This window comes from Streptomyces coeruleofuscus, from assembly GCF_039532725.1.
GTDB classification, from domain to species: Bacteria; Actinomycetota; Actinomycetes; order Streptomycetales; family Streptomycetaceae; genus Streptomyces; species Streptomyces coeruleofuscus.
This window is the reverse complement of the sequence record NZ_BAAASE010000015.1, coordinates 24909-44163: the sequence shown is the minus strand read 5'-3', so window position 1 is coordinate 44163 and position 19255 is coordinate 24909. Positions and strand designations below refer to the sequence as shown.

General features: G+C 72.0%; 13 protein-coding genes. 5 read left to right on the top strand and 8 right to left on the bottom strand.

Annotation, left to right across the window (positions count from 1 at the left end):
* Nucleotide 1 precedes the first annotated feature (1 nt).
* From ABFX81_RS38280 to recQ, 3 genes are all read left to right on the top strand, one after another.
* Nucleotides 2–1573: an NADH-quinone oxidoreductase subunit M gene (locus ABFX81_RS38280; protein WP_086840034.1), complete on the top strand. Its 1572-nt coding sequence runs from the start codon at nucleotides 2–4 to the stop codon at nucleotides 1571–1573.
* Nucleotides 1570–3219, top strand: coding sequence for an NADH-quinone oxidoreductase subunit NuoN (gene nuoN / locus ABFX81_RS38275; RefSeq protein WP_086840036.1), 1650 nt, complete (start codon nucleotides 1570–1572; stop codon nucleotides 3217–3219). Before ABFX81_RS38280 ends, nuoN begins: the two co-directional genes overlap by 4 nt.
* 378 nt (nucleotides 3220–3597) lie before the next feature.
* Nucleotides 3598–5670, top strand: a complete 2073-nt coding sequence (gene recQ / locus ABFX81_RS38270; RefSeq protein ID WP_346139383.1) for a DNA helicase RecQ — start codon at nucleotides 3598–3600, stop codon at nucleotides 5668–5670.
* 43 nt (nucleotides 5671–5713) lie between these two features.
* On the opposite strand, the gene ABFX81_RS38265 is transcribed toward recQ, so the two are convergent.
* From ABFX81_RS38265 to fahA, 8 genes are all read right to left on the bottom strand, one after another.
* Complete coding sequence (locus tag ABFX81_RS38265; protein WP_428837257.1) at nucleotides 5714–8536, bottom strand: fumarate reductase/succinate dehydrogenase flavoprotein subunit; 2823 nt, start codon at nucleotides 8534–8536, stop codon at nucleotides 5714–5716.
* An 11-nt stretch (nucleotides 8537–8547) separates the two neighbouring features.
* Complete coding sequence (locus ABFX81_RS38260) at nucleotides 8548–9345, bottom strand: ABC transporter ATP-binding protein (RefSeq protein ID WP_346139382.1); 798 nt, start codon at nucleotides 9343–9345, stop codon at nucleotides 8548–8550.
* Nucleotides 9329–10207 carry an ABC transporter permease subunit gene (locus tag ABFX81_RS38255; protein ID WP_086840038.1) on the bottom strand — a complete coding sequence of 293 codons (879 nt, stop codon included), beginning with the start codon at nucleotides 10205–10207 and terminating at the stop codon, nucleotides 9329–9331. The genes ABFX81_RS38260 and ABFX81_RS38255 overlap by 17 nt, the downstream gene beginning before the upstream one ends.
* Complete coding sequence (locus ABFX81_RS38250) at nucleotides 10204–11565, bottom strand: ABC transporter substrate-binding protein (RefSeq protein WP_346139381.1); 1362 nt, start codon at nucleotides 11563–11565, stop codon at nucleotides 10204–10206. Before ABFX81_RS38250 ends, ABFX81_RS38255 begins: the two co-directional genes overlap by 4 nt.
* Before the next feature lie 15 nt (nucleotides 11566–11580).
* Nucleotides 11581–11808: a 4Fe-4S dicluster domain-containing protein gene (locus ABFX81_RS38245; protein WP_086840040.1), complete on the bottom strand. Its 228-nt coding sequence runs from the start codon at nucleotides 11806–11808 to the stop codon at nucleotides 11581–11583.
* 33 nt (nucleotides 11809–11841) lie between these two features.
* Nucleotides 11842–12630: a GntR family transcriptional regulator gene (locus ABFX81_RS38240; RefSeq protein ID WP_346139380.1), complete on the bottom strand. Its 789-nt coding sequence runs from the start codon at nucleotides 12628–12630 to the stop codon at nucleotides 11842–11844.
* A 180-nt stretch (nucleotides 12631–12810) separates the two neighbouring features.
* Entirely contained in the window at nucleotides 12811–13749 is a 939-nt protein-coding gene (locus ABFX81_RS38235; RefSeq protein ID WP_346139379.1) for a M56 family metallopeptidase, read from the bottom strand.
* A gap of 263 nt (nucleotides 13750–14012) precedes the next feature.
* The gene (gene fahA / locus ABFX81_RS38230; RefSeq protein WP_346139377.1) at nucleotides 14013–15224 is read right to left on the bottom strand and encodes a fumarylacetoacetase; all 1212 of its coding nucleotides are present in this window, start codon (nucleotides 15222–15224) and stop codon (nucleotides 14013–14015) included.
* A gap of 310 nt (nucleotides 15225–15534) precedes the next feature.
* Here fahA and ABFX81_RS38225 point away from each other — a divergent pair, with 310 nt between their 5' ends.
* A complete protein-coding gene (locus tag ABFX81_RS38225; RefSeq protein ID WP_086847205.1) occupies nucleotides 15535–16794 on the top strand; it encodes a DegT/DnrJ/EryC1/StrS family aminotransferase in 1260 nt (419 codons plus the stop codon).
* The gene (locus tag ABFX81_RS38220) at nucleotides 16787–19168 is read left to right on the top strand and encodes a polysaccharide biosynthesis protein (RefSeq protein ID WP_086847218.1); all 2382 of its coding nucleotides are present in this window, start codon (nucleotides 16787–16789) and stop codon (nucleotides 19166–19168) included. Before ABFX81_RS38225 ends, ABFX81_RS38220 begins: the two co-directional genes overlap by 8 nt.
* The last annotated feature ends 87 nt before the right edge of the window (nucleotides 19169–19255 follow it).

Genomic DNA, 19255 nt, shown 5'->3' with positions numbered 1-19255 from the left:
GATGTCCTTTCCTCTGCTGACAGTGACAGCGGCGCTCCCGGCCGTCGGGGCGATCGCCACGGCCGCCGTACCGGCCGCCAAACGCACCGCCGCCAAGTGGCTGGCGCTGCTCTTCTCGCTCGCCACGCTCGTCCTGGCGATCACCGTCCTGGTGCGCTTCGACCCGGACGGCGAGCGTTACCAGCTCACCGAGTCCCACGCCTGGATCGCGGACTTCGGTGTCCGTTACGAACTGGGCGTGGACGGCATCGCGGTGGCGCTGATCGCGCTGACCGCGCTGCTGATCCCGTTCATCATCCTCGCGGGCTGGCACGACGCCGACCCGCTGGAGACCGGCAGCACCCGGTGGCGGCCGACGCAGGGCTTCTTCGCCCTGATCCTGGCCGTCGAGGCGATGGTGATCCTCTCCTTCGAGGCCACCGACGTCTTCCTCTTCTACATCTTCTTCGAAGCCATGCTGATCCCGATGTACTTCCTCATCGGCGGCTTCGGGGACCGTGCCCACGAGCACGGCGAGAAGACGGCGGCGACGCAACGGTCGTACGCGGCGGTGAAGTTCCTCCTCTACAACCTGGCCGGCGGTCTGATCATGCTGGCCGCGGTGATCGGCCTGTACGTGGTCGCCGGGAACTTCTCGCTCACGGAGATCGCCGAGGCCCGCGCAAACGGCTCCCTCGACATGGCGACCAGCACCGAACGCTGGCTGTTCCTCGGTTTCTTCTTCGCCTTCGCGGTGAAGGCGCCGCTGTGGCCGCTGCACACCTGGCTGCCCAACGCGATGCAGGAGTCGACCGCCCCGGTCGCCGTGCTGATCACGGCGGTCGTCGACAAGGTGGGCACCTTCGCGATGCTCCGCTTCTGCCTCCAGTTGTTCCCGGAGGCCAGCAAGTGGGCGACGCCCGCCATCCTCGTGCTGGCCCTGATCAGCATCATCTACGGGGCGCTGCTCGCGGTCGGCCAGCGGGACATCAAGCGGCTGATCGCCTACGCGTCGATCTCCCACTTCGGCTTCATCATCATGGGCATCTTCGCGATGACCAGCCAGGGCCAGTCCGGCGCGACGCTCTACATGATCAACCACGGCATCTCGACCGCCGCGCTGATGCTGGTGGCGGGCTTCCTGATCTCCCGGCGCGGCTCGCGGCTCATCGCCGACTACGGCGGAGTGCAGAAGGTCGCCCCGGTGCTCGCCGGCACGTTCCTGATCGGCAGCCTCGCGACTCTCTCCCTGCCGGGTCTCGCACCGTTCGTGAGTGAGTTCCTGGTCCTGGTCGGCACGTTCACGCGCTATCCGGTGATCGGCATCATCGCCACCTTCGGCATCGTCCTCGCCGCGCTCTACACCCTCGTCCTCTATCAGCGGACGATGACCGGGCCGGTGAAACCCGAGGTCAGCGCGATGCCGGACCTCAGGGTGCGTGAAGTCGTGGTCGTCGCCCCGCTGGTCGTACTGCTGATCTTCCTGGGCGTCTACCCGAAGCCCGTCACGGACATCGTCAACCCTGCGGTGAAACAGACCATGTCCGACGTACAGAAGAAGGACCCCCAGCCCGAGGTGGAGGCGGCCAAGTGAGCGCAACAGCCGTCCACAGCCTGTGGACAACCGCGGCCGAACCGATCACCAAGATCGACGCGCCGAAGTTCGAGTACGGACAGTTGGCGCCCACCCTGATCGTCGTCGGAGCGGCGATCGTCGGGATCCTCGTCGAGGCGTTCGTACCGCGCAAATCGCGTTATTACGTCCAGATGTTCGTGTCCGTCGTCGCGCTCGCGGCCGCCTTCGCCGCGGTCGTCGCCCTCGCGGCCGACGGCTACGGCACGACCAAGGCGCGCATCGCGGCGATGGGCGCGATCGCCGTCGACGGACCGGCCCTCTTCCTCCAGGGCACGATCCTGCTGGCGGCCCTGGTCGGCCTGTTCACCTTCGCCGAGCGGCGGCTCGACCCGCTGGTGCACGGCAACCGCGTCGACTCCTTCGCCGCGCAGGCCGCGTCCGTGCCGGGCAGCGAGAGCGAGAAGGCGGCGGTCAAGGCCGGATTCACCACCACCGAGGTGTTCCCGCTGCTGCTGTTCGCCGTCGCCGGCATGCTGATCTTCCCGGCGGCCAACGACCTGCTGACGCTCTTCGTGGCACTGGAGGTCTTCTCCCTCCCGCTGTACCTGCTGTGCGCGCTGGCCCGCCGCAAGCGGATGATGTCGCAGGAGGCGGCGGTCAAGTACTTCCTGCTCGGCGCGTTCGCCTCCGCGTTCACCCTGTTCGGCATCGCCCTGCTGTACGGCTACGCGGGCTCCATGTCGTACGCGACGATCGCGCAGGTCGTCGACGGTACGGTCGCGGACGTCAACCCGGCGCTCGCGGACACCATGGGCAACGACGCGCTGCTGCTGATCGGTGCCGCGCTGGTGGTGATGGGCCTGCTGTTCAAGGTGGGCGCGGTGCCGTTCCACATGTGGACGCCGGACGTGTACCAGGGCGCGCCGACGCCGGTGACCGGTTTCATGGCGGCGGCGACGAAGGTGGCGGCGTTCGGTGCGCTGCTGCGGTTGCTGTACGTCGTCCTGCCGGGCCTGCGCTGGGACTGGCGGCCGGTGATGTGGGCCGTCGCCATCGTCACCATGCTGGGCGGCGCCATCGTCGCGATCACCCAGACCGACATCAAGCGACTGCTGGCGTACTCGTCGATCGCGCACGCCGGGTTCATCCTCGCGGGTGTCATCGCGACCACGCCCGACGGTGTCTCCTCGGTGCTGTTCTACCTGGCCGCGTACTCGTTCGTGACGATCGGCGCCTTCGCGGTGGTCACGCTCGTGCGCGACGCTGGCGGCGAGGCGACGCACCTGTCGAAGTGGGCGGGGCTGGGCCGGCGTTCGCCGCTGGTGGCGGCCGTGTTCGCGGTGTTCCTGCTGGCCTTCGCGGGCATCCCGCTGACCTCCGGCTTCGCCGGGAAGTTCGCCGTTTTCAAGGCGGCGGCGGAGGGCGGGGCCGCCCCGCTCGTCGTGATCGGTGTGATCTCGTCGGCGATCGCGGCGTTCTTCTACATCCGCGTCATCGTGCTGATGTTCTTCAGCGAGCCGCGGCCCGAGGGCCCGACGGTGGCCGTGCCGTCGCCGCTGACCATGACGGCGATCGGCGTCGGTGTGGCGGTCACGCTGGTGCTCGGCGTGGCACCGCAGTACTTCCTGGATCTGGCGGGGCAGGCGGGGGTGTTCGTGCGCTGACGCTCCGCTTGCTGCGAGACAGCGGCCCGGTTCCCCTCAGGGGGTGCCGGGCCGCTGTCCTGTGCGTCGTGGCGGTTACTCGCCGCTCTGGCGGCGCGGTTTGATGCCGGTGAGATCCAGATCCACGGGGAACGGGACGCTGACCTTCATCCGCTCACGGAAGATCCCGGTGCCGGTGTACGCGCCGGTGGCTACCGGGCGGAAACGGGCGGGGCCTCCCGCGAACGTGTGAACGACTGTCGTGTCCTTGACGCAGGCGTTCGGAGCGGCCTGTGGATAACTCCGGGGCTGTCGGTGCGGGCGCCTATGGTGGACGCAGTGGTCGAGGCGCGACGCACGGGGGACGGAACGATGGTCGCTACAGGCGGGACGGGTGTGATGACGGAACTGGACGCGGTGACCGCGAGCGGGACCGGTGCGGGCAGGGGCCCCGCCGGGCCCCTCGGCGCCGAGGCGAGCGAGGCGCTGGCCACGCTGCACCGGGTCTTCGGATACGAGGCCTTCCGCGGCGAACAGGAAGCGGTCATCGAGCACGTGGTCGCGGGCGGCGACGCGGTGGTGCTCATGCCGACCGGCGCCGGCAAGTCCCTCTGCTATCAGGTCCCGGCCCTGGTCAGGCCCGGTACGGGTGTGGTGGTCTCCCCGCTCATCGCCTTGATGCAGGACCAGGTGAACGCGCTGCGGGCGCTGGGCGTGCGGGCCGGGTTCATGAACTCCACGCAGGACTTCGACGAGCGGAGGGTGGTGGAGGCGGAGTTCCTCGCCGGTGAGCTGGACCTGGTCTACCTGGCGCCGGAGCGGCTGCGGCTGGAGAACACCCTCGACCTGCTCTCCCGCGGGAAGATCTCCGTCTTCGCGATCGACGAGGCGCACTGCGTGTCCCAGTGGGGACACGACTTCCGGCCGGACTACCTGTCGCTGTCGCTGCTCGGCGAGCGCTGGCCGGACGTGCCGCGGATCGCGCTCACGGCGACGGCCACGCACGCGACGCACCAGGAGATCACCGAGCGGCTGAACATGCCGTCGGCCCGGCACTTCGTGGCGAGCTTCGACCGGCCCAACATCCAGTACCGGATCGTGCCGAAGGCAGACCCGAAGAAGCAGCTGCTGAGCTTCCTGCGCGAGGAGCACGCGGGCGACGCGGGCATCGTCTACTGCCTCTCGCGCAACTCGGTCGAGAAGACCGCCGAGTTCCTCAGCCGCAACGGCATCGAGGCGGTGCCGTACCACGCGGGGCTGGACGCGGGTACGCGCGCGGCCCACCAGTCACGCTTCCTGCGGGAGGACGGCCTGGTCGTGGTGGCGACCATCGCCTTCGGCATGGGCATCGACAAGCCGGACGTACGCTTCGTCGCCCACCTCGACCTGCCCAAGTCGGTCGAGGGCTACTACCAGGAGACGGGCCGTGCGGGGCGTGACGGGCTGCCGTCGACGGCCTGGATGGCCTACGGGCTGAACGACGTCATACAGCAGCGCAAGCTGATCCAGTCGGGCGAGGGAGACGAGGCGTTCCGGCGGCGGGCCCAGGCCCACCTGGACTCGATGCTGGCGCTGTGCGAGACGGCCCAGTGCCGCCGGGGCCAGCTCCTCGCCTACTTCGGCCAGGACCCGGACCAGCCTGCCTGCGGCAACTGCGACACCTGCCTGACCCCGCCGGAGACCTGGGACGGTACGGTCGCGGCGCAGAAGGTGCTCTCGACGGTAGTGCGGCTCCAGCGGGAGCGCGGGCAGAAGTTCGGCGCGGTGCAGATCGTCGACATCCTGCTGGGCAAGCGGACCGCCAAGGTGATCCAGTTCGACCACGACCAGCTGTCGGTGTTCGGCATCGGCGAGGAGCTGACCGAGGTCGAATGGCGCGGTGTGATCCGGCAGTTGCTGGCCCAGGGGCTGCTCGCGGTGGAGGGCGAGTACGGCACGCTGGTACTGACCGAGGCCAGCGGTGAGGTGCTGCGGCGGGAGCGGGAGGTGCCGCTGCGGAAGGAGCCGAAGAAGCCGCTGACCTCCCGGTCGGGAGCGTCGGGGTCCTCGGGCTCCGGGCGGGGCGAGCGCAAGAGCAGAACGGCCGCCGCCGAGCTGCCCGAGGAACTGCTGCCGGCCTTCGAGGCACTGCGCGCCTGGCGGGCCGAGCAGGCTCGCGAGCAGGGCGTCCCGGCGTACGTCATCTTCCACGACGCCACGCTGCGGGAGATCGCCACGGTGTGGCCGAGCTCCGTGGCCGAGCTCGGCGGGATCAGCGGGGTGGGGGAGAAGAAGCTCACGACGTACGGGGAGGGCGTGCTAGAGGTCCTCGCGTCGCTGGGTGGGCCCTCAGACTCTGCTCCTGCGGGCGGCTCACCCTCGGCCCAGGCGTCCGGCCAGGCTCCGGCTCACGCCGCCGCCGGTCAGGACGCGGGGGAGCCGGACCACTGGCCGGAGATGGACGCGGAGCCGGAGCCCGACGACTGGATATAGAGCCGGGCTCCGGCCAGTCACGGGGAGTGGCGAGCCGGGCCGGTCACAACGCCCGTGCCGCGTACGCCCTGACATCCGCGTCGGAGTCCGACGTCGCCGTCGCGAGGGCCGCGCGGGCCTCCTCGGTGGCGCGGTGCCGGGTCAGTGCCAGGACGGCGGCCTTGCGGACATCGCCGTTGGCGTCCGCGAGGGCCTTGGCGAGGGCGGGGACGGCCACCTCGGGGCCGACGACGGACAGGGCCGTGGCGGCTCCGGCCCGCACCTGCCAGGCCTGCTCGGACAGGGCGGCCACGGCGCGCTCGGTGAGGGTTGCCGGGCAGCCGGTGGTGCCCAGTGCTCCGTAGGCCGCGGCGCGTACCAGGGCGTCGGGGTCGTCGAGGAGGGCGGTGAGGGCCGCGGCGATCAGGCCGGCGGCAGGGTCGGTGCCCGGCGGGAGGTCATCCGCAAGCCGTTCCGCACCCACCGTGGCCAGCCCCTTGGCGATCGTCACCCGGACCTCGCGGGACGGGTCGGTGACGGCCGCTCGGGCCAGTTCGCCGGCGGCGTCGACCGACACCAGCGCGCGCACGGCCTCGATACGGACAGCTGTGTCGGAGTCGGCCAGGGCGTCCGCGAACAGGTCGACGTCGCCCAGGCGCAGGGCCCGCAGGACGTCCAGCGCGGCGGTGCGGACGACCGGGTCGGGCTCGGCCAGGGCGGCGGCGAGGCCGTCGCGCAGTTCGGGCTCCGGCGGGAGTGTCTCGACGAGCTCGCGCAGTGAGGCGGCGGCGGTGGCTCGGACCTCGGCGGCGGTGTCGCACAGGGCGGCGGCGAGGGCGGAGCCGGTTCCCGGCGGCAGCGTCTCGGTGAGCACGGCGACCGCCTCGCGCCGGACCGCGGGCACGGGGTCGCTCAGGTACGGCTGGAGGGCGGCGAGTTCGGGCTCCTCATCGGCGAGCGCGACGAGTTCGAGCAGGCGGGCGGAGGACTGCTCCGGGGCGGGAGCGGAGGGCTCGTACCGCTCACCGGGAGTTGGCCCCTGCTCGGAGTCTTCCGCTCCGGCCCCGGCCGCCACCGGCGCCACAACCCGCGACCCCGCCGTCGCCACGTCCTCGGCGTGGACCTCGCCGAGGGAACGGGACAGGCCGCCGACGGGCGTGAAGCCTTCGACCGGAACGAGATAGGGAGCCACGGGACGGGCCGTGAACTCCATCGCACCAGAGGGGGACTTGTGCAGATCGAGATGGTGGAACCAGGACGCGTCGTCGCGAGCGGGATGGTCGAGACGGTCGTGGTAGAGGCCCCAGCGGGACTCCGTGCGGGCCAGGGAGGACCGCGCGGCCATCTCCGCGCAGTCGCGGATGAAGGTCACCTCCGCGCAGCGCATCAGCTCGTGCGCGGTGCGGGCGCCCATCGCGGCGATGTCGGCGCGCATCCGCTCGAACGCCTCCAGGGCCAGCGACAGCCGGGCACCGGACTTCGGCGGAGCCACGTAGTCGTTCACGAAGCGGCGCAGCTTGTACTCGACCTGGGGCTGCGGCGGGCCGTCGGGGTTGCGCAGCGGACGGTAGATCAGCTCGTGCGCCTCCCGGAGCTGCTCGCCGGGCAACTCCCCTTCGTACGCCGAGTACTGGGACGCGTCCGCGCCGGCCAGGTCGCCGAAGACGAACGCGCCGATCATGTAGTTGTGCGGCACGCAGGCCAGGTCGCCCGCCGCGTACAGGCGGGGGACGGTCGTGCGGGCATGGTCGTCCACTCGGACGCCGGAAGCGGAGTGGCCGCCGCAGAGGCCGATCTCGGAGATGTGCATCTCGACGTCGTGGGTGCGGTAGTCGTGGCCGCGGCCGGAGTGGAAGGTGCCGCGGGTCGGGCGTTCGGTCGAGTGGAGGATCGTCTCCAGGGCGGAGACCGACTCCTCGGGGAGATGGCTCAGCTTCAGGTAGACCGGGCCCCGGTCGGACGCCACCTCCGCCGCGAACTCGGCCATCATCTGGCCGGACCAGTAGTCGGAGTCGACGAAGCGTTCACCGTGCCGGTTGACCTGGTAGCCGCCGAAGGGGTTGGCGACGTAGGCGCAGGCCGGGCCGTTGTAGTCCTTGATCAGCGGGTTGATCTGGAAGCACTCGATGCCGGTGAGCTCGGCGCCCGCGTGGTAGGCCATGGCGTAGCCGTCGCCCGCGTTGGTGGGGTTCTCGTAGGTGCCGTAGAGGTAGCCGGAGGCGGGCAGGCCGAGGCGGCCGCAGGCGCCCGTCGCGAGGATCACCGCACCGGCGCGGACCTGGACGAACCGCCCTGTGCGCGTGTTGAAGCCGGCCGCCCCCACGGCCCGACCCCCGGACGTGAGCACACGCACCGGCATCACCCGGTTCTCGATGCGGATTTTCTCCCGCATCTCGCGCCGTCGCAGCTGCCGGTACAGGACTTTCTTGACGTCCTTGCCCTCCGGCATCGGCAGGACGTAGGAGCCGGAGCGGTGGACCTGGCGGACCGCGTAGTCACCGTGCTCGTCCTTCTCGAACTTCACGCCGTACGACTCGAGCCGCTGCACCATGGCGAAGCCGCGGGTGGCGGTCTGGCGGACGGTGGACTGGTCGACGATGCCGTCGTTGGCGCGGGTGATCTCGGCGACGTAGTCGTCGGGTTCGGCGCGGCCCGGGATGACCGCGTTGTTGACGCCGTCCATGCCCATGGCGAGCGCGCCGGAGTGGCGGACGTGGGCTTTCTCCAGGAGCAGCACGTTCGCGCCGTGCTCGGCGGCGGTCAGGGCCGCCATGGTGCCGGCGGTGCCGCCGCCGACGACGAGGACGTCACAGGTCAGTTCCTCGGCGTCGCTGAGGGACGGGACGGCCAGGGGGGTGTCCGCAGGGCGGTTCACGGAGGTGGTCACCGGGGTGCCTTTCACGTACCGAGCGAGGTGAGGACGTCGCGCCGCAGGGCCAGGCGCGCAGGGTCGTCGTGCGCGCCCCGGTCGCGCGGGCGGGGCACGTCCCGTACGGCGATGAGGCCGCCCGCGCCGAGCAGGGCGACGCGGTCGCCGAGGAAGAGCGCCTCGTCCACGTCGTGGGTGACGAAGACGACGGTCGCGCCGGTGCCGCGCAGCACCTCGACCAGCAGTGCCTGCATGCCCGCGCGGGTCTGCGCGTCGAGCGCGCCGAACGGCTCGTCCATCAGGACGGCGCGGGGGCGTGCGGCCAGGGCGCGGGCCAGCTGGACGCGCTGGCGCTGGCCGCCGGAGACCCGGTGCGGCAACTGCCGTGTCTGCGCGCCGAGTCCGACCCGCTCCAGCCAGGCCTGGGCCTGTTCCCGGCGCTCGGTGCGGGGCACGCCGCGGATGGCGAGGGGGAGTTCGACGTTGGCGCGCAGGCTGCGCCAGGGAAGCAGGGCGTCCTCCTGGAAGACCAGGGCGCGGTCGGCCGAGGGACCGGTCAGCGGGCTCCCCTCCTGGGTGACCTCCCCGGCGAGCGGCGGCAGCAGGCCGGCCAGGGTGCGCAGGAGGGTCGACTTGCCGCAGCCGGAGGGGCCGACGACGGTGAGGATCTCGCCGGGGGCGATGTCCAGGTCGACGCCGTCCAGGGCGGGCGCGCCGGGGCGGCCGAGGGAGGCGCCGGACAGGGCGAGCCGGGTGCCGTGGACCGGGGCGCCGGCGGCGATGGCCTCGGGCGAGGTGCTCAGGACGGTCTCAGACGAGGTGCTCATCGCGTGCCTCCTCGGATGCGGACCCGCCGGGTACGGCGGCGGGGGCGGTCGGCGCGGGCTTCGGGGACCGGACGGGCCCGGAGGGCCGGGCGCCCGGGGCGTACGCGGTGCGGGGCAGCCAGCGGGTGAGGCGGCGGCCCAGCAGTTCCACGGCCGTGGAGGTGACCCAGCCGAGCACGCCGATGGTGACCATGCCGACGAACACCCCCGGGTAGTCGACGACGGTGTAGTCCTGCCAGGTCCGGTAACCGACCCCGTACTGGCCGGAGATCATCTCGGCGGAGATCACACAGATCCACGACACGCCGATGCCGACGGACAGGCCGCCGAACACGCCGGGCAGCGCGCCCGGCAGGACGACGGAGCCGAGGATCCGCCATCGGCCGCCGCCCATGGTGCGCACGGCCTCCTCCCACATGGGGGTCAGGGCGCGCACCGCGTGCCGGGTGGAGACCAGGACAGGGAAGAAGGCGGCGGTGCAGGTGATGAAGACGATGCCCTGTTCGTTGGAGGGGAACAGCAGGATCGCGACGGGGACGAGCGCGATGGCCGGGATCGGGCGGATCACCTCCAGCACCGGGCCGAGCAGGTCCTCGGCGAGACGCGAGCGGGCCACGAGCACGCCCGTGGCCACGCCCAGGACGGCGGCCAGCAGGAAGCCGGTGAGGATCCGGATGAGGCTGTCGGTGAGGTCCGTCCAGTAGTCCGGCCCGGACATCCGGGCGGCGAAGGCCCGGGCCACCTCGGTGACCGTCGGGAACTGCGAGAAGCGCAGCCACAGGTCGACATTCAGGCTGGTCAGTGCCTGCCACAGGGCGAGGGCGGCGGCCAACGAGATCACCCGGAGCACATACCGCTTCACGAGGCCCGCTCCAGAGCGTCGGCGTAGGAGACGACACGCGCCCCGCCGTGCCCGGCGGCGTACGCCTGCGCCGTGTCGGGGGCGACGAAGGGCAGCAGCTTGCCGCCGTCGGCCACCCACACGGCCTTGTCGGCGAACCAGAGGGTGCCGGTGGTGGTGTCGGGGACGTAGGCGGCCCGGAGACCGTCGCGGTGCCCGGCGACGTAACGCAGCAGTTCGGAGGGGGATGTGAAGGTGACGGTCTTGGAGGCGCCCTTGGGCCAGGCCTCGCTCGCGGCCGGTGCCGGCTTCGTGGCGAGACGCTCGGCGTACGCCTTCGCTCCGAGGGCCTTCTTCACGTACTGGTCGTCGACGAAGGAGTCGACGTCCACGTCGCCGGTGAGTTTCGCCGATTTGAGGACCGAGACGTCCTGCTTCAGCGCGGAGACGAGCTGCGGCTTGATCGCCGGGTCGAAGGTGGCGATGCCGTGAGCGCCGTTGTAGAGGTAGACGACCTCGGCGGGCAGGCCGGTCGCCTTCGCGACCTTCTCGGCGGCGTCCACCGGGTGCTCGTTCAGGTAGTCGGTCGCCTCCGCCTGGGCCTTCAGGAACGCCTCCAGCACGGCCGGCCGCTCTTTCGCGAACTCCTCGCGTGCGGTGACGCCGTGGAACGTGGGCAGGTTCAGCCGGGCGCCGTCGTAGATCGCCTTCGCCTTGCCCTGGTAGGCGAGCAGGCCGGGCCAGGCGACGAACTGCGACAGCGCGTCCGTGCTGCCCGCCGCGAGGGCGGACGCGCCGACGGACGGCTGCTGGTTGAGCTTCTCGATGCCGCTGTCCGGGTCGATGCCGGCGCGCTGGAGCGCCCGCACGAGGGTGCCGTCGGCGGCCGAGCCGACGCTGGTGGAGACCTTCTTGCCCTTCAGGTCCTTCAGGGAGGTCAGCTTCGAACCGGGCGCGGTGACGACCGTGTTGAGGCCACCGCGCAGGTTGTAGCCGGTGACCGAGACCAGCCGGGTCGGACTGTTCAGCTGCTTGCCGCGGGCCGCGTTGATGAGCAGCGGGAAGTCGCCCATCGAGCCGATGTCGATCTTCCCGGCGGTCATCTGGGCGGTGATGGGCGCGCCGGTGGCGTAGTCCTGCCAGTCCACTTTGTAGCGGACGCCGTCGTGCAGGGCGTTGAGCTGCTTCTCGAAGGAGCCGAGGGAGCGGAGGAGGGTGCCCGCCGTGACGGTGTTGATCGTCCGGGACTGGTAGCCGACGGTGACGGTGACCGTGGAGCCGCTGCCGGCCTCGGCGTCACCGCCGCAGGCGCTCAACGGGAGCAGGAGGACGATCGCGGAGACGGTGACCGCTGTGCGTTTCAGGGAGGTTCGGGACATGGGAGTTCGGGCCTCTCACCGGAGCAGATAGGGCATGTTGACCGTGACGGCTCCGGTGGGGCAGCGGGCCGCGCACGGGCCGCAGTACCAGCACTCGTCGACATGCATGTAGGCCTTGCCGTTGCGCTCGTCGGTGGCGAGGGAGTCCAGCGGGCACATGTCCACGCAGAGCGTGCAGCCGTCGATGCACTTCGACTCGTCGATGGTCACGGGCACGTCGGCCCGCTGGGGCGCCAAGGTCATGGCTGTCTCCAGGAATCTGCGCGAGCGGGTTGGTTACCGGGACCGGTGCAGCAGGCCGCTCATGGTGATGCGGTCGCCGCGGAAGCGGATGAACTCCAGGTCGACCGGCCGGCCGTCCGCGAGGTGGGTGAGGCGTTCCAGCATGAGGACGGCGGCGCCGCGCGGGGCCTCGAGCACGGTTGCCGAGTGGGGATCCGCGCTGACCGCTTCCAGGGTGATCTCGGCGTGGCCGAGGGCTTGTCCGGTGACGGCTTCCAGAAGGCGGAAGACGTCGGTGTTCTCCAGGTCGGCGCCGAGCAGTCCGGTGCCGATGTCAAGGGGGAGGTAGGTGAGGTCGAGGGACAGGGGCAGGCCGTTGAGGCGGCGCAGGCGCTCGATGCAGAGGACGTCGGTGCCGGGCGCGAGGTGAAGGCGTTCGGCGACCGGCGCGGGTGCCGGGGCGGGGCCCATCGTGCGGACCTCGTTGGTGACCCGGCCGTGTTCGCGGAGGGTTTCCGCGAGGCCCATCAGACGGTCGAGGCCGTGGGGGTACTTGTGGGCCACGACCACGGTTCCGACGCCGGGCTGGCGTTCCACCAGGCCCTCGGCCCGCAGCAGGTCGAGAGCCTCGCGGACCGTGTTGCGGCTGGTGCCGTAGTCGGCGGCGAGGGTCGACTCGTGGGGGAGCGTGCCCTCGGGGAAGGCGCCGGCGAGCAACTGCCGGCGGAGCAGGTCGGCCAGTTGCCGGGCCCGGTCGGCGCGCAGCCGGCGCCGCGCGCGGTGGGCGGCGACGGTGGTCGCGGCTCCCTGTCCGGCGTGGTCTCGGATGCGGTCACTGGGCATGGCTCGGACCATACCTATCCGATAGGAAAAGTGGTGTTGCGGGAATGTTGCGCCATCGGGAGTGCGACCGGTTCGGTCGTTGAGCTGGGTTTTCGGCGGGCCGGTGAGGAGATCCGCCACCGGCCGCCGGTCCGGCACGGCTGTGACAGAGACTCGCCACCGGCCTCTGGTCCCGCCCGGTTACGACAGGGCGGTCAGACCCGGCGCGAACGCGATCAGCAGGGGAAGCAGCGGTACCAGTGCGGCCGTGGTGGTCGTCAGGGCCCGGTGCCGACGGCCCAGCCGGGGCGGCGGTTCCAGGAGCCGGTCGACCCGCTCGCCCAGCAGGCGGTGGCTGGAGGCGCAGGACAGGACGCCGCGGTGCTGGTTGAGCTCGATCAGCGCCAGGGCCGTGGTCAGGTGGCCGCAGCGGCGGGACGCCGTGTCGTCGGCGGCCAGTTCGACCAGGCGGTGCGTCTGGTCGCAGAAGTGGGCGAACAGCGGGACTCGGGGGAAACCGGTGGCCAGGGCGGTGGACAGGTGCAGCAGCCAGTCGTGGCGGGCGTGGGCGTGGCCGCGCTCGTGGGTGAGGACGGCGTCGAGCTGGTGGTCCGTGAGGCGGTGCAGGGCGCCCGTGGTGACGATCAGCTGGGGCGGACTGCCGGGCATCCACCAGGCGTCGGGGTATTCGTCCTCCAGGACCAGGAGGGGGCCGCGGGCGGCGGGCAGTCCGGCCGGCAGGTCGGGGGCGCGTTCGCGGAGGTGGGCGCGGGCCTGGGCGCGGCGCCGGCGCGCCTCGACGAGTTCACGCGCGAGCAGCGCGGTCGTCCAGGCGGCACCGCAGGCCAGCAGCAGGGTGAGGGCGGCCGCCCCGGGCGGGGCGGTGGACAGGTCGTACGCCGCCGTTACCGCGGGCGGCGCCGGGGCGAAGAGCTGGGCGCGGACGGTGCCGAAGACGGCGGCGGCACCCAGGGCGAGTGCCGTCACGCAGCACAGCAGGACGGTGGCGACCAGGCACTGCCACACCCACAGCGCGACCACCGGTTCCCGCTCGGGCCAGTCGGCCCGGGTCAGCGCCCGGGGAACGGGTACGGCGGCCGTCACGGCGACAACGCTCAGCAGGAGCAGGCAGACAGTCATGGCCACGGGCTCCGGTCGGTCGGAAGAGGGGCGGCTACGGGTCGTGCGGGGGAGGGCGGCTGCCGAGCGCACCGGTGACGCGGCTGAAGTGCACACCGGCGAGCGCCTCGAACGTGCCGTGCACCGCGTACGTGCGGGCACACCGCCCGACGCCCAGTATGACGGTGCCGGGCGGTGTGAGTCAGGAGTCGAGCGGCATCAGAAGCGCCGGGAGGGGCGACTGTCGGCCAGACCCGGAGCCCTATGGGGAGTCTGGAGCGCCGTCAGGCCTGCACCACCCGCCCCGTCACCTCGCCCAGCCCCACCCGCACACCGTCCGGCCCCGGGGCCCAGGCCGACAGGGTCACCACGTCGCCGTCCTCCAGGAACGTCCGCTTGCCGTCGGGGAGTTCGAGCGGGTCGCGGCCGTTCCAGGTCAGTTCGAGGAGGGAGCCGCGCTCACGGTCCGCCGGGCCGCTGACCGTGCCCGAGCCGTACAGGTCGCCGGTGCGCAGGGAGGCGCCGTTGACGGTCATGTGGGCCAGCTGCTGGGCGGCCGTCCAGTACATGGTGGAGAAGGGCGGCTCGGAGACGACGTGGCCGTTCACGGCGACGGTGATCCGCAGGTCGTAGCCGCCGGGTTCCTCGCCGCTGTCGTCCAGGTAGGGCAGCAGCTCGTGCGTCCGGGCCGGCGGGGCCACCCGGGCCTCCTCCAGGGCGTCCAGCGGGGTGATCCACGCCGACACCGACGTGGCGAAGGACTTGCCGAGGAACGGGCCGAGCGGGACGTACTCCCAGGCCTGGATGTCGCGCGCCGACCAGTCGTTGAGGAGGCACAGGCCGAAGACGTGCTCGCGGAAGTCGTCGAGGGACACCGGCTCGCCCATCCGGGACGGCACGCCGACCACGAAGCCGACCTCCGCCTCGATGTCCAGGCGGACGGACGGACCGAAGACGGGAGCCGGGTCCGCGGGCGCCTTGCGCTGCCCCGAGGGGCGTACGACGTCCGTGCCCGAGACGACGACCGTGCCGGAGCGGCCGTGGTAGCCGATCGGCAGGTGCTTCCAGTTGGGGGTCAGGGAGTCCTCGGCGTCGGGGCGGAAGATCCGGCCGACGTTCCGGGCGTGGTTCTCGGAGGCGTAGAAGTCGACGTAGTCCGCGACCTCGAAGGGGAGGTGCAGGGTCACCGAGGACAGGGGGTGGAACATCGGCTCGACGGTCTCGCGGTGGGACGGCACGGACACCCAGGCCGTCAGCGCCCGGCGCACGTCCGACCAGGCGGTGCGGCCCGCGGCCAGCAGCGGGTTGAGGGTCGGCCGCGCGAGCAGGGAGGCGTACGGGGAGCCGAGGGCGTGGGCCGCCGCGCCGGCGTCCAGCACGTGGTCGCCGAGCCGGACGCCCACGGTCCGGTGGGAGGAACCGGGCAGGGAGAACACGCCGTACGGCAGGTTGTGCGGACCGAAGGGGTCGCCCTCGGGGACATCGAAGGGGGGCATCGGGTGCTGCCTCGCTTTCGGGTGTGCCATGTCGTCGCCACGTGTTCGTGGTCGTGCCACACGTTACGGGTGGCACACCGGTCCTGGGCAGTGTCCGAGGAGGCGGACACGGACGAACGGGGCAGGTGGGCCCGGGTGGGACCGGACGGTGCGACTCCGGCGCGGCGGACGGGACGCCCCATTCGTACGTGCCGGAAGTTATCCACAGGACGCGACGCAATCTTGACGGAGCGGTGCGAACGGGGCGACTCTGGGCGGGTGCCGGAAGGCCTCGGGGAGGGGGCGTTCCGACGGCACACCAGGGGGGCGGATGGCCATTGGGGAGGCCGGTCCGGGCTCGGTACGGCATGGTTCGCAGCTCAAACGGCTGGAAGAGACCATGCGCGTGCGGCTCGGCCGGGAATGTGTGTATGTACCGTCATGTCGTTTCGGGCTGTACGTGGCGCTGCGCCACTGGTGCCCGCCCGGCGGGCGGGTGCTGATGTCGCCGGTCAACGACGACGTCATCTTCTTCGTCGTGCTCGCGGCCGGACTGCGCCCCGTGCAGGCGCCGTTGAACCCGCTCGACGCGTCCATCGACATCGATGCCGTGCCGGACGGGACGTGGAGATCGGTGTCGGCCGTGCTCACGACGAACCTGTACGGGAACCCGGACCCGGCGCCCCGCCTCAGGCAGAAGTGCGACGCGCTGGGCATCCCGCTGTTCGAGGACGCGGCACACGCCATCGGCAGCCGGGTGGGGGACCGGCCGGTCGGGGCGTGGGGCGACGCCTCCGCGTTCAGCCTGTCCAAGCACGTCGGAGCCAAGGCCGGAGGCATGCTCTCCCTCGCCGACCCGGGGCTGCGGGAGGCGGTGGGGAAGACCTGCGCGGGACTGCTCGCACCGCGCCGTTTGAGCTCCGAACTCGCCTATGCGATCCGGCCGTACGCGGAGGGGGCGGTGCGCGGGCTGCGGCTGCGGCGCGCCGCCTGGGCCGCGATCCGGCTGCTGGGACTGGCGGACCGGGAGGAGATCCGGATGCCGCTGCGCCCGGACGAACTCGCGCGCGCCGCCCGCCGGGCGCCCGGGCTCGACGCCCACCACCCCTGGGTACGCGTCGACATGCACGACTACCGCCAGGAGTCCGGCCGGCTGCGGCTGCGGCGCATCGGGCACAAGCTCGACCGGCTGGACGACGTGCTGGACGCCTGCCGGGCGGGCACGGAGCTGCTGCTGTCCACGCCCTGGGCCAAGCCGCGTGACGCGTACGGCACCCAGCCGTTGTTCCGCGTCCCGCTGTTCGTGGCGGACCGGGACGCGGCGATCGCCGCGCTGGCACGGCAAGGCGTCGTCGTCGGCTACCTCTACGACCCGCCCCTGGACGACTACGCCGGCGCGGAGTTCACCGACCCCTCACCGGCCCCCGAGGCGGCCCGCTGGTTCGCGCGGCACGCGCTGCCCGTGGACCCGCTGCGGGCCCGGACGGTCGTCGAGGTGCTGGAGCGGTCCGGGGCACGGCCGGTCGAGGCTCCGGGTGAACCGCCCCGCGGCAGGCCGGCCCCGGGGAGGCTGGATCAGTCCCGTGGCTGAGATCCAGGTGCACGAGCCCGCCACCACGCGCGCCGACGGCGGCGGTCCGAAGCCCGCCGTCGACGAGCACACGCACGACTCGCTGTTCAAGAACGCGTACTTCCTCATGCTCAGCACCGGCGTGTCCGCCGTACTGGGCCTGGGGTTCTGGCTGGTGGCCGCCCGCTACTACTCCGAGGAGGCCGTCGGCCAGGGTTCCGCCGCCATCGCCGCGATGCGGCTGCTCGCCAGCATCACGGCGACGACGATGATCGGCGCCGTGGTCCGCTTCGTCCCGCGCGCGGGACGGGAGACCGGGCGGCTGGTGTGGGGCACGTACGCGGCCAGTTCCCTGATCGTGGCGCTGGCCGCCGCCGTCTTCCTGCTCACCCTCGACGCGTGGGGAGCGTCGTACGCCCCCCTGGGCACGCCCATGGCGGGCGCGGTGTTCGTCGCGGCGTGCGTGGCCTGGGCGCTGCTCACGCTCCAGGACGGGGTGCTCACCGGGCTGCGCAAGGCGGAGTGGGTGCCGGCCGGGAACGCGGTGTTCTCGGTCGGGAAGCTGGTCCTGCTGGCCGTCTTCGCCGGCACGCTGCCCGTCCTCGGCATCTTCGTCTCCTGGGCCGTCGCGATCGCCTTCTCCACACTGCCGCTGGGCTGGCTGATCTTCCGTCGGCTCATCCCCCGCCAGGCCGAACTCGAGCGCGACAAAGAGCCCCCGAAATTCCGCGACATGGGCCGCTTCCTGGCCGGGGACTCGCTGGGCGCGCTGTTCAGCCTGGCGATGATCAACCTGCTGCCGGTGATGGTCGCGGTCCGCTTCAGCGCCGCGGAGAACGGCTACTTCTACGTGGCGTACACCGTCGGCGGCACGATGGAGTTCATGGCCATCAACATGGCCTCGTCCCTCACCGCGCACGCCTCCCACGACCCGCGACAGCTCGCCGACGGAGTCCGGGGTGCCCTGCGGCGCATGACGCTGCTGCTGGTCCCGGTCGTGCTGGTGCTGGTCCTCTTCGCCCCCTACATCCTCACGCCCTTCAGCCCGGACTACGCCGAGCACGGCTCGACCGTGCTGCGGCTGCTCGCCCTCGGCGCGCTGCCGCGGGTGGTGGTGGAGCTGTACATCGGCGTACTGCGCGTGCAGGGGCGCACGGGTGTGCTCGCCGCGCTCCAGGGCGCCATGTGCGTCCTGGTGCTGGGCAGCGCGGCCGTGCTGTTCACCCCGGCCGGGATCGCGGGTGCCGGCTGGGCGGTGCTGCTGAGCATGACGCTGATCGCCGTCGTCTCCACGGCCGGGCTGCGCGCGGCACTGCGGCGCAACGACAGCGCCCCCGCGGTCCGTACGCCCGCCGATCCCTCCCATCCCTCCTACGGCACCCGCTGGGCGAAACTGAACGCCACCGCCGGGTACGGCACGACCTGGGCCCGCCGGGCCGCGTACCAGCCCAAGGAGGGCGACGAGGACACGGTCACGTTGTTCATAGGGCGCCCCGGATATGAGCGTGAGGCGCTCCAGGCGGACACGCTGGCGCTGATCGTGCGGCCGCAGCATCCGGACGGGCCGCACCATCCGGTCGCCGCGGAGAAGGGGGCGAGCGCCGAGGCCGTCGAGCCGGCGGACGCGGGCGAGGACCGCGGCAGTCACGGGGAGCCGAGAGCACCTCAGCGTGAGGAATCCGCCGACTACGAGGACACCCCCGGGTACGAGGCAACCGCCGGTGCCGAGGACGACACCCGGGAGCGGCGGCTGAGAGGCGCCCTCTGGAGCCTGCTCGCCGTCGCCACCGTCTTCTTCTGGGCGCCGTTGCGCGACCTGCCCTGGCTCGACCGTGCCACCGAAGCGGCACTGACGGGACGTCAGCTGCTGGAGGGCCTGCCGCTGCCGTCGCTCACCGCGGGAGGCCTGCTGCTCGTGGTGTTCGTCGCCGCCGTCACGCTGTGCACCCGCCGCGACCCGTGGCTGCCCGGCACGGCGCTGTACGCCGCCCTGCTCTCCCTGTACGCCGCACCGGTCGCGCTCGGGCGGGAACCGCGGCCTGTGGACGGGGCGTTGTACGGGAAGACGGCCGGCTTCCTCGCGGAGGCGTTCGGGCTCGACGGGCCCGAGCCGCTGCTTCGCTGGGCGCCGCCGGTCTGCCAGCTGCTGTGCCTCGTACCGCTGTGGCTGCTGCTCGCGAGCGCGGGCGGGCGGCTGCCGTGGCCGGGGCGCTGGGGGGTTCTGTATCTCGTCGCGGTCGGCGGCTGGGTGTGGCGTGAGGCGCTCGCACCGGTCGCGCCGCCCCTGCTCGCCGTACTCGCCGTACTCGTCCTGCTCCTGCCGGTCTGTCGCCGCGTCGCGTCGGCCATGGGGCTACCGCACCGCAATAGGCCGAACGGCCGACCCAGCGACTGATCAAGCTCCAGAGCCGAACAGAGCCGAACCGCCAGGGGGGAACCACCGTGCGTCCGCCAGTAACTCCGAGGGAGAGATCCACGCCGG

Coding starts and splice junctions, on each gene's coding strand:
- fahA (WP_346139377.1), bottom strand. CDS start 15,224: ATGCCCCCCTTCGATGTCCCCGAGGGCGACCCCTTCGGTCCGCACAAC.
- ABFX81_RS38225 (WP_086847205.1), top strand. CDS start 15,535: ATGGCCATTGGGGAGGCCGGTCCGGGCTCGGTACGGCATGGTTCGCAG.
- ABFX81_RS38245 (WP_086840040.1), bottom strand. CDS start 11,808: ATGACCTTGGCGCCCCAGCGGGCCGACGTGCCCGTGACCATCGACGAG.
- ABFX81_RS38235 (WP_346139379.1), bottom strand. CDS start 13,749: ATGACTGTCTGCCTGCTCCTGCTGAGCGTTGTCGCCGTGACGGCCGCC.
- ABFX81_RS38240 (WP_346139380.1), bottom strand. CDS start 12,630: ATGCCCAGTGACCGCATCCGAGACCACGCCGGACAGGGAGCCGCGACC.
- ABFX81_RS38250 (WP_346139381.1), bottom strand. CDS start 11,565: ATGTCCCGAACCTCCCTGAAACGCACAGCGGTCACCGTCTCCGCGATC.
- recQ (WP_346139383.1), top strand. CDS start 3,598: ATGACGGAACTGGACGCGGTGACCGCGAGCGGGACCGGTGCGGGCAGG.
- ABFX81_RS38260 (WP_346139382.1), bottom strand. CDS start 9,345: ATGAGCACCTCGTCTGAGACCGTCCTGAGCACCTCGCCCGAGGCCATC.
- ABFX81_RS38280 (WP_086840034.1), top strand. CDS start 2: ATGTCCTTTCCTCTGCTGACAGTGACAGCGGCGCTCCCGGCCGTCGGG.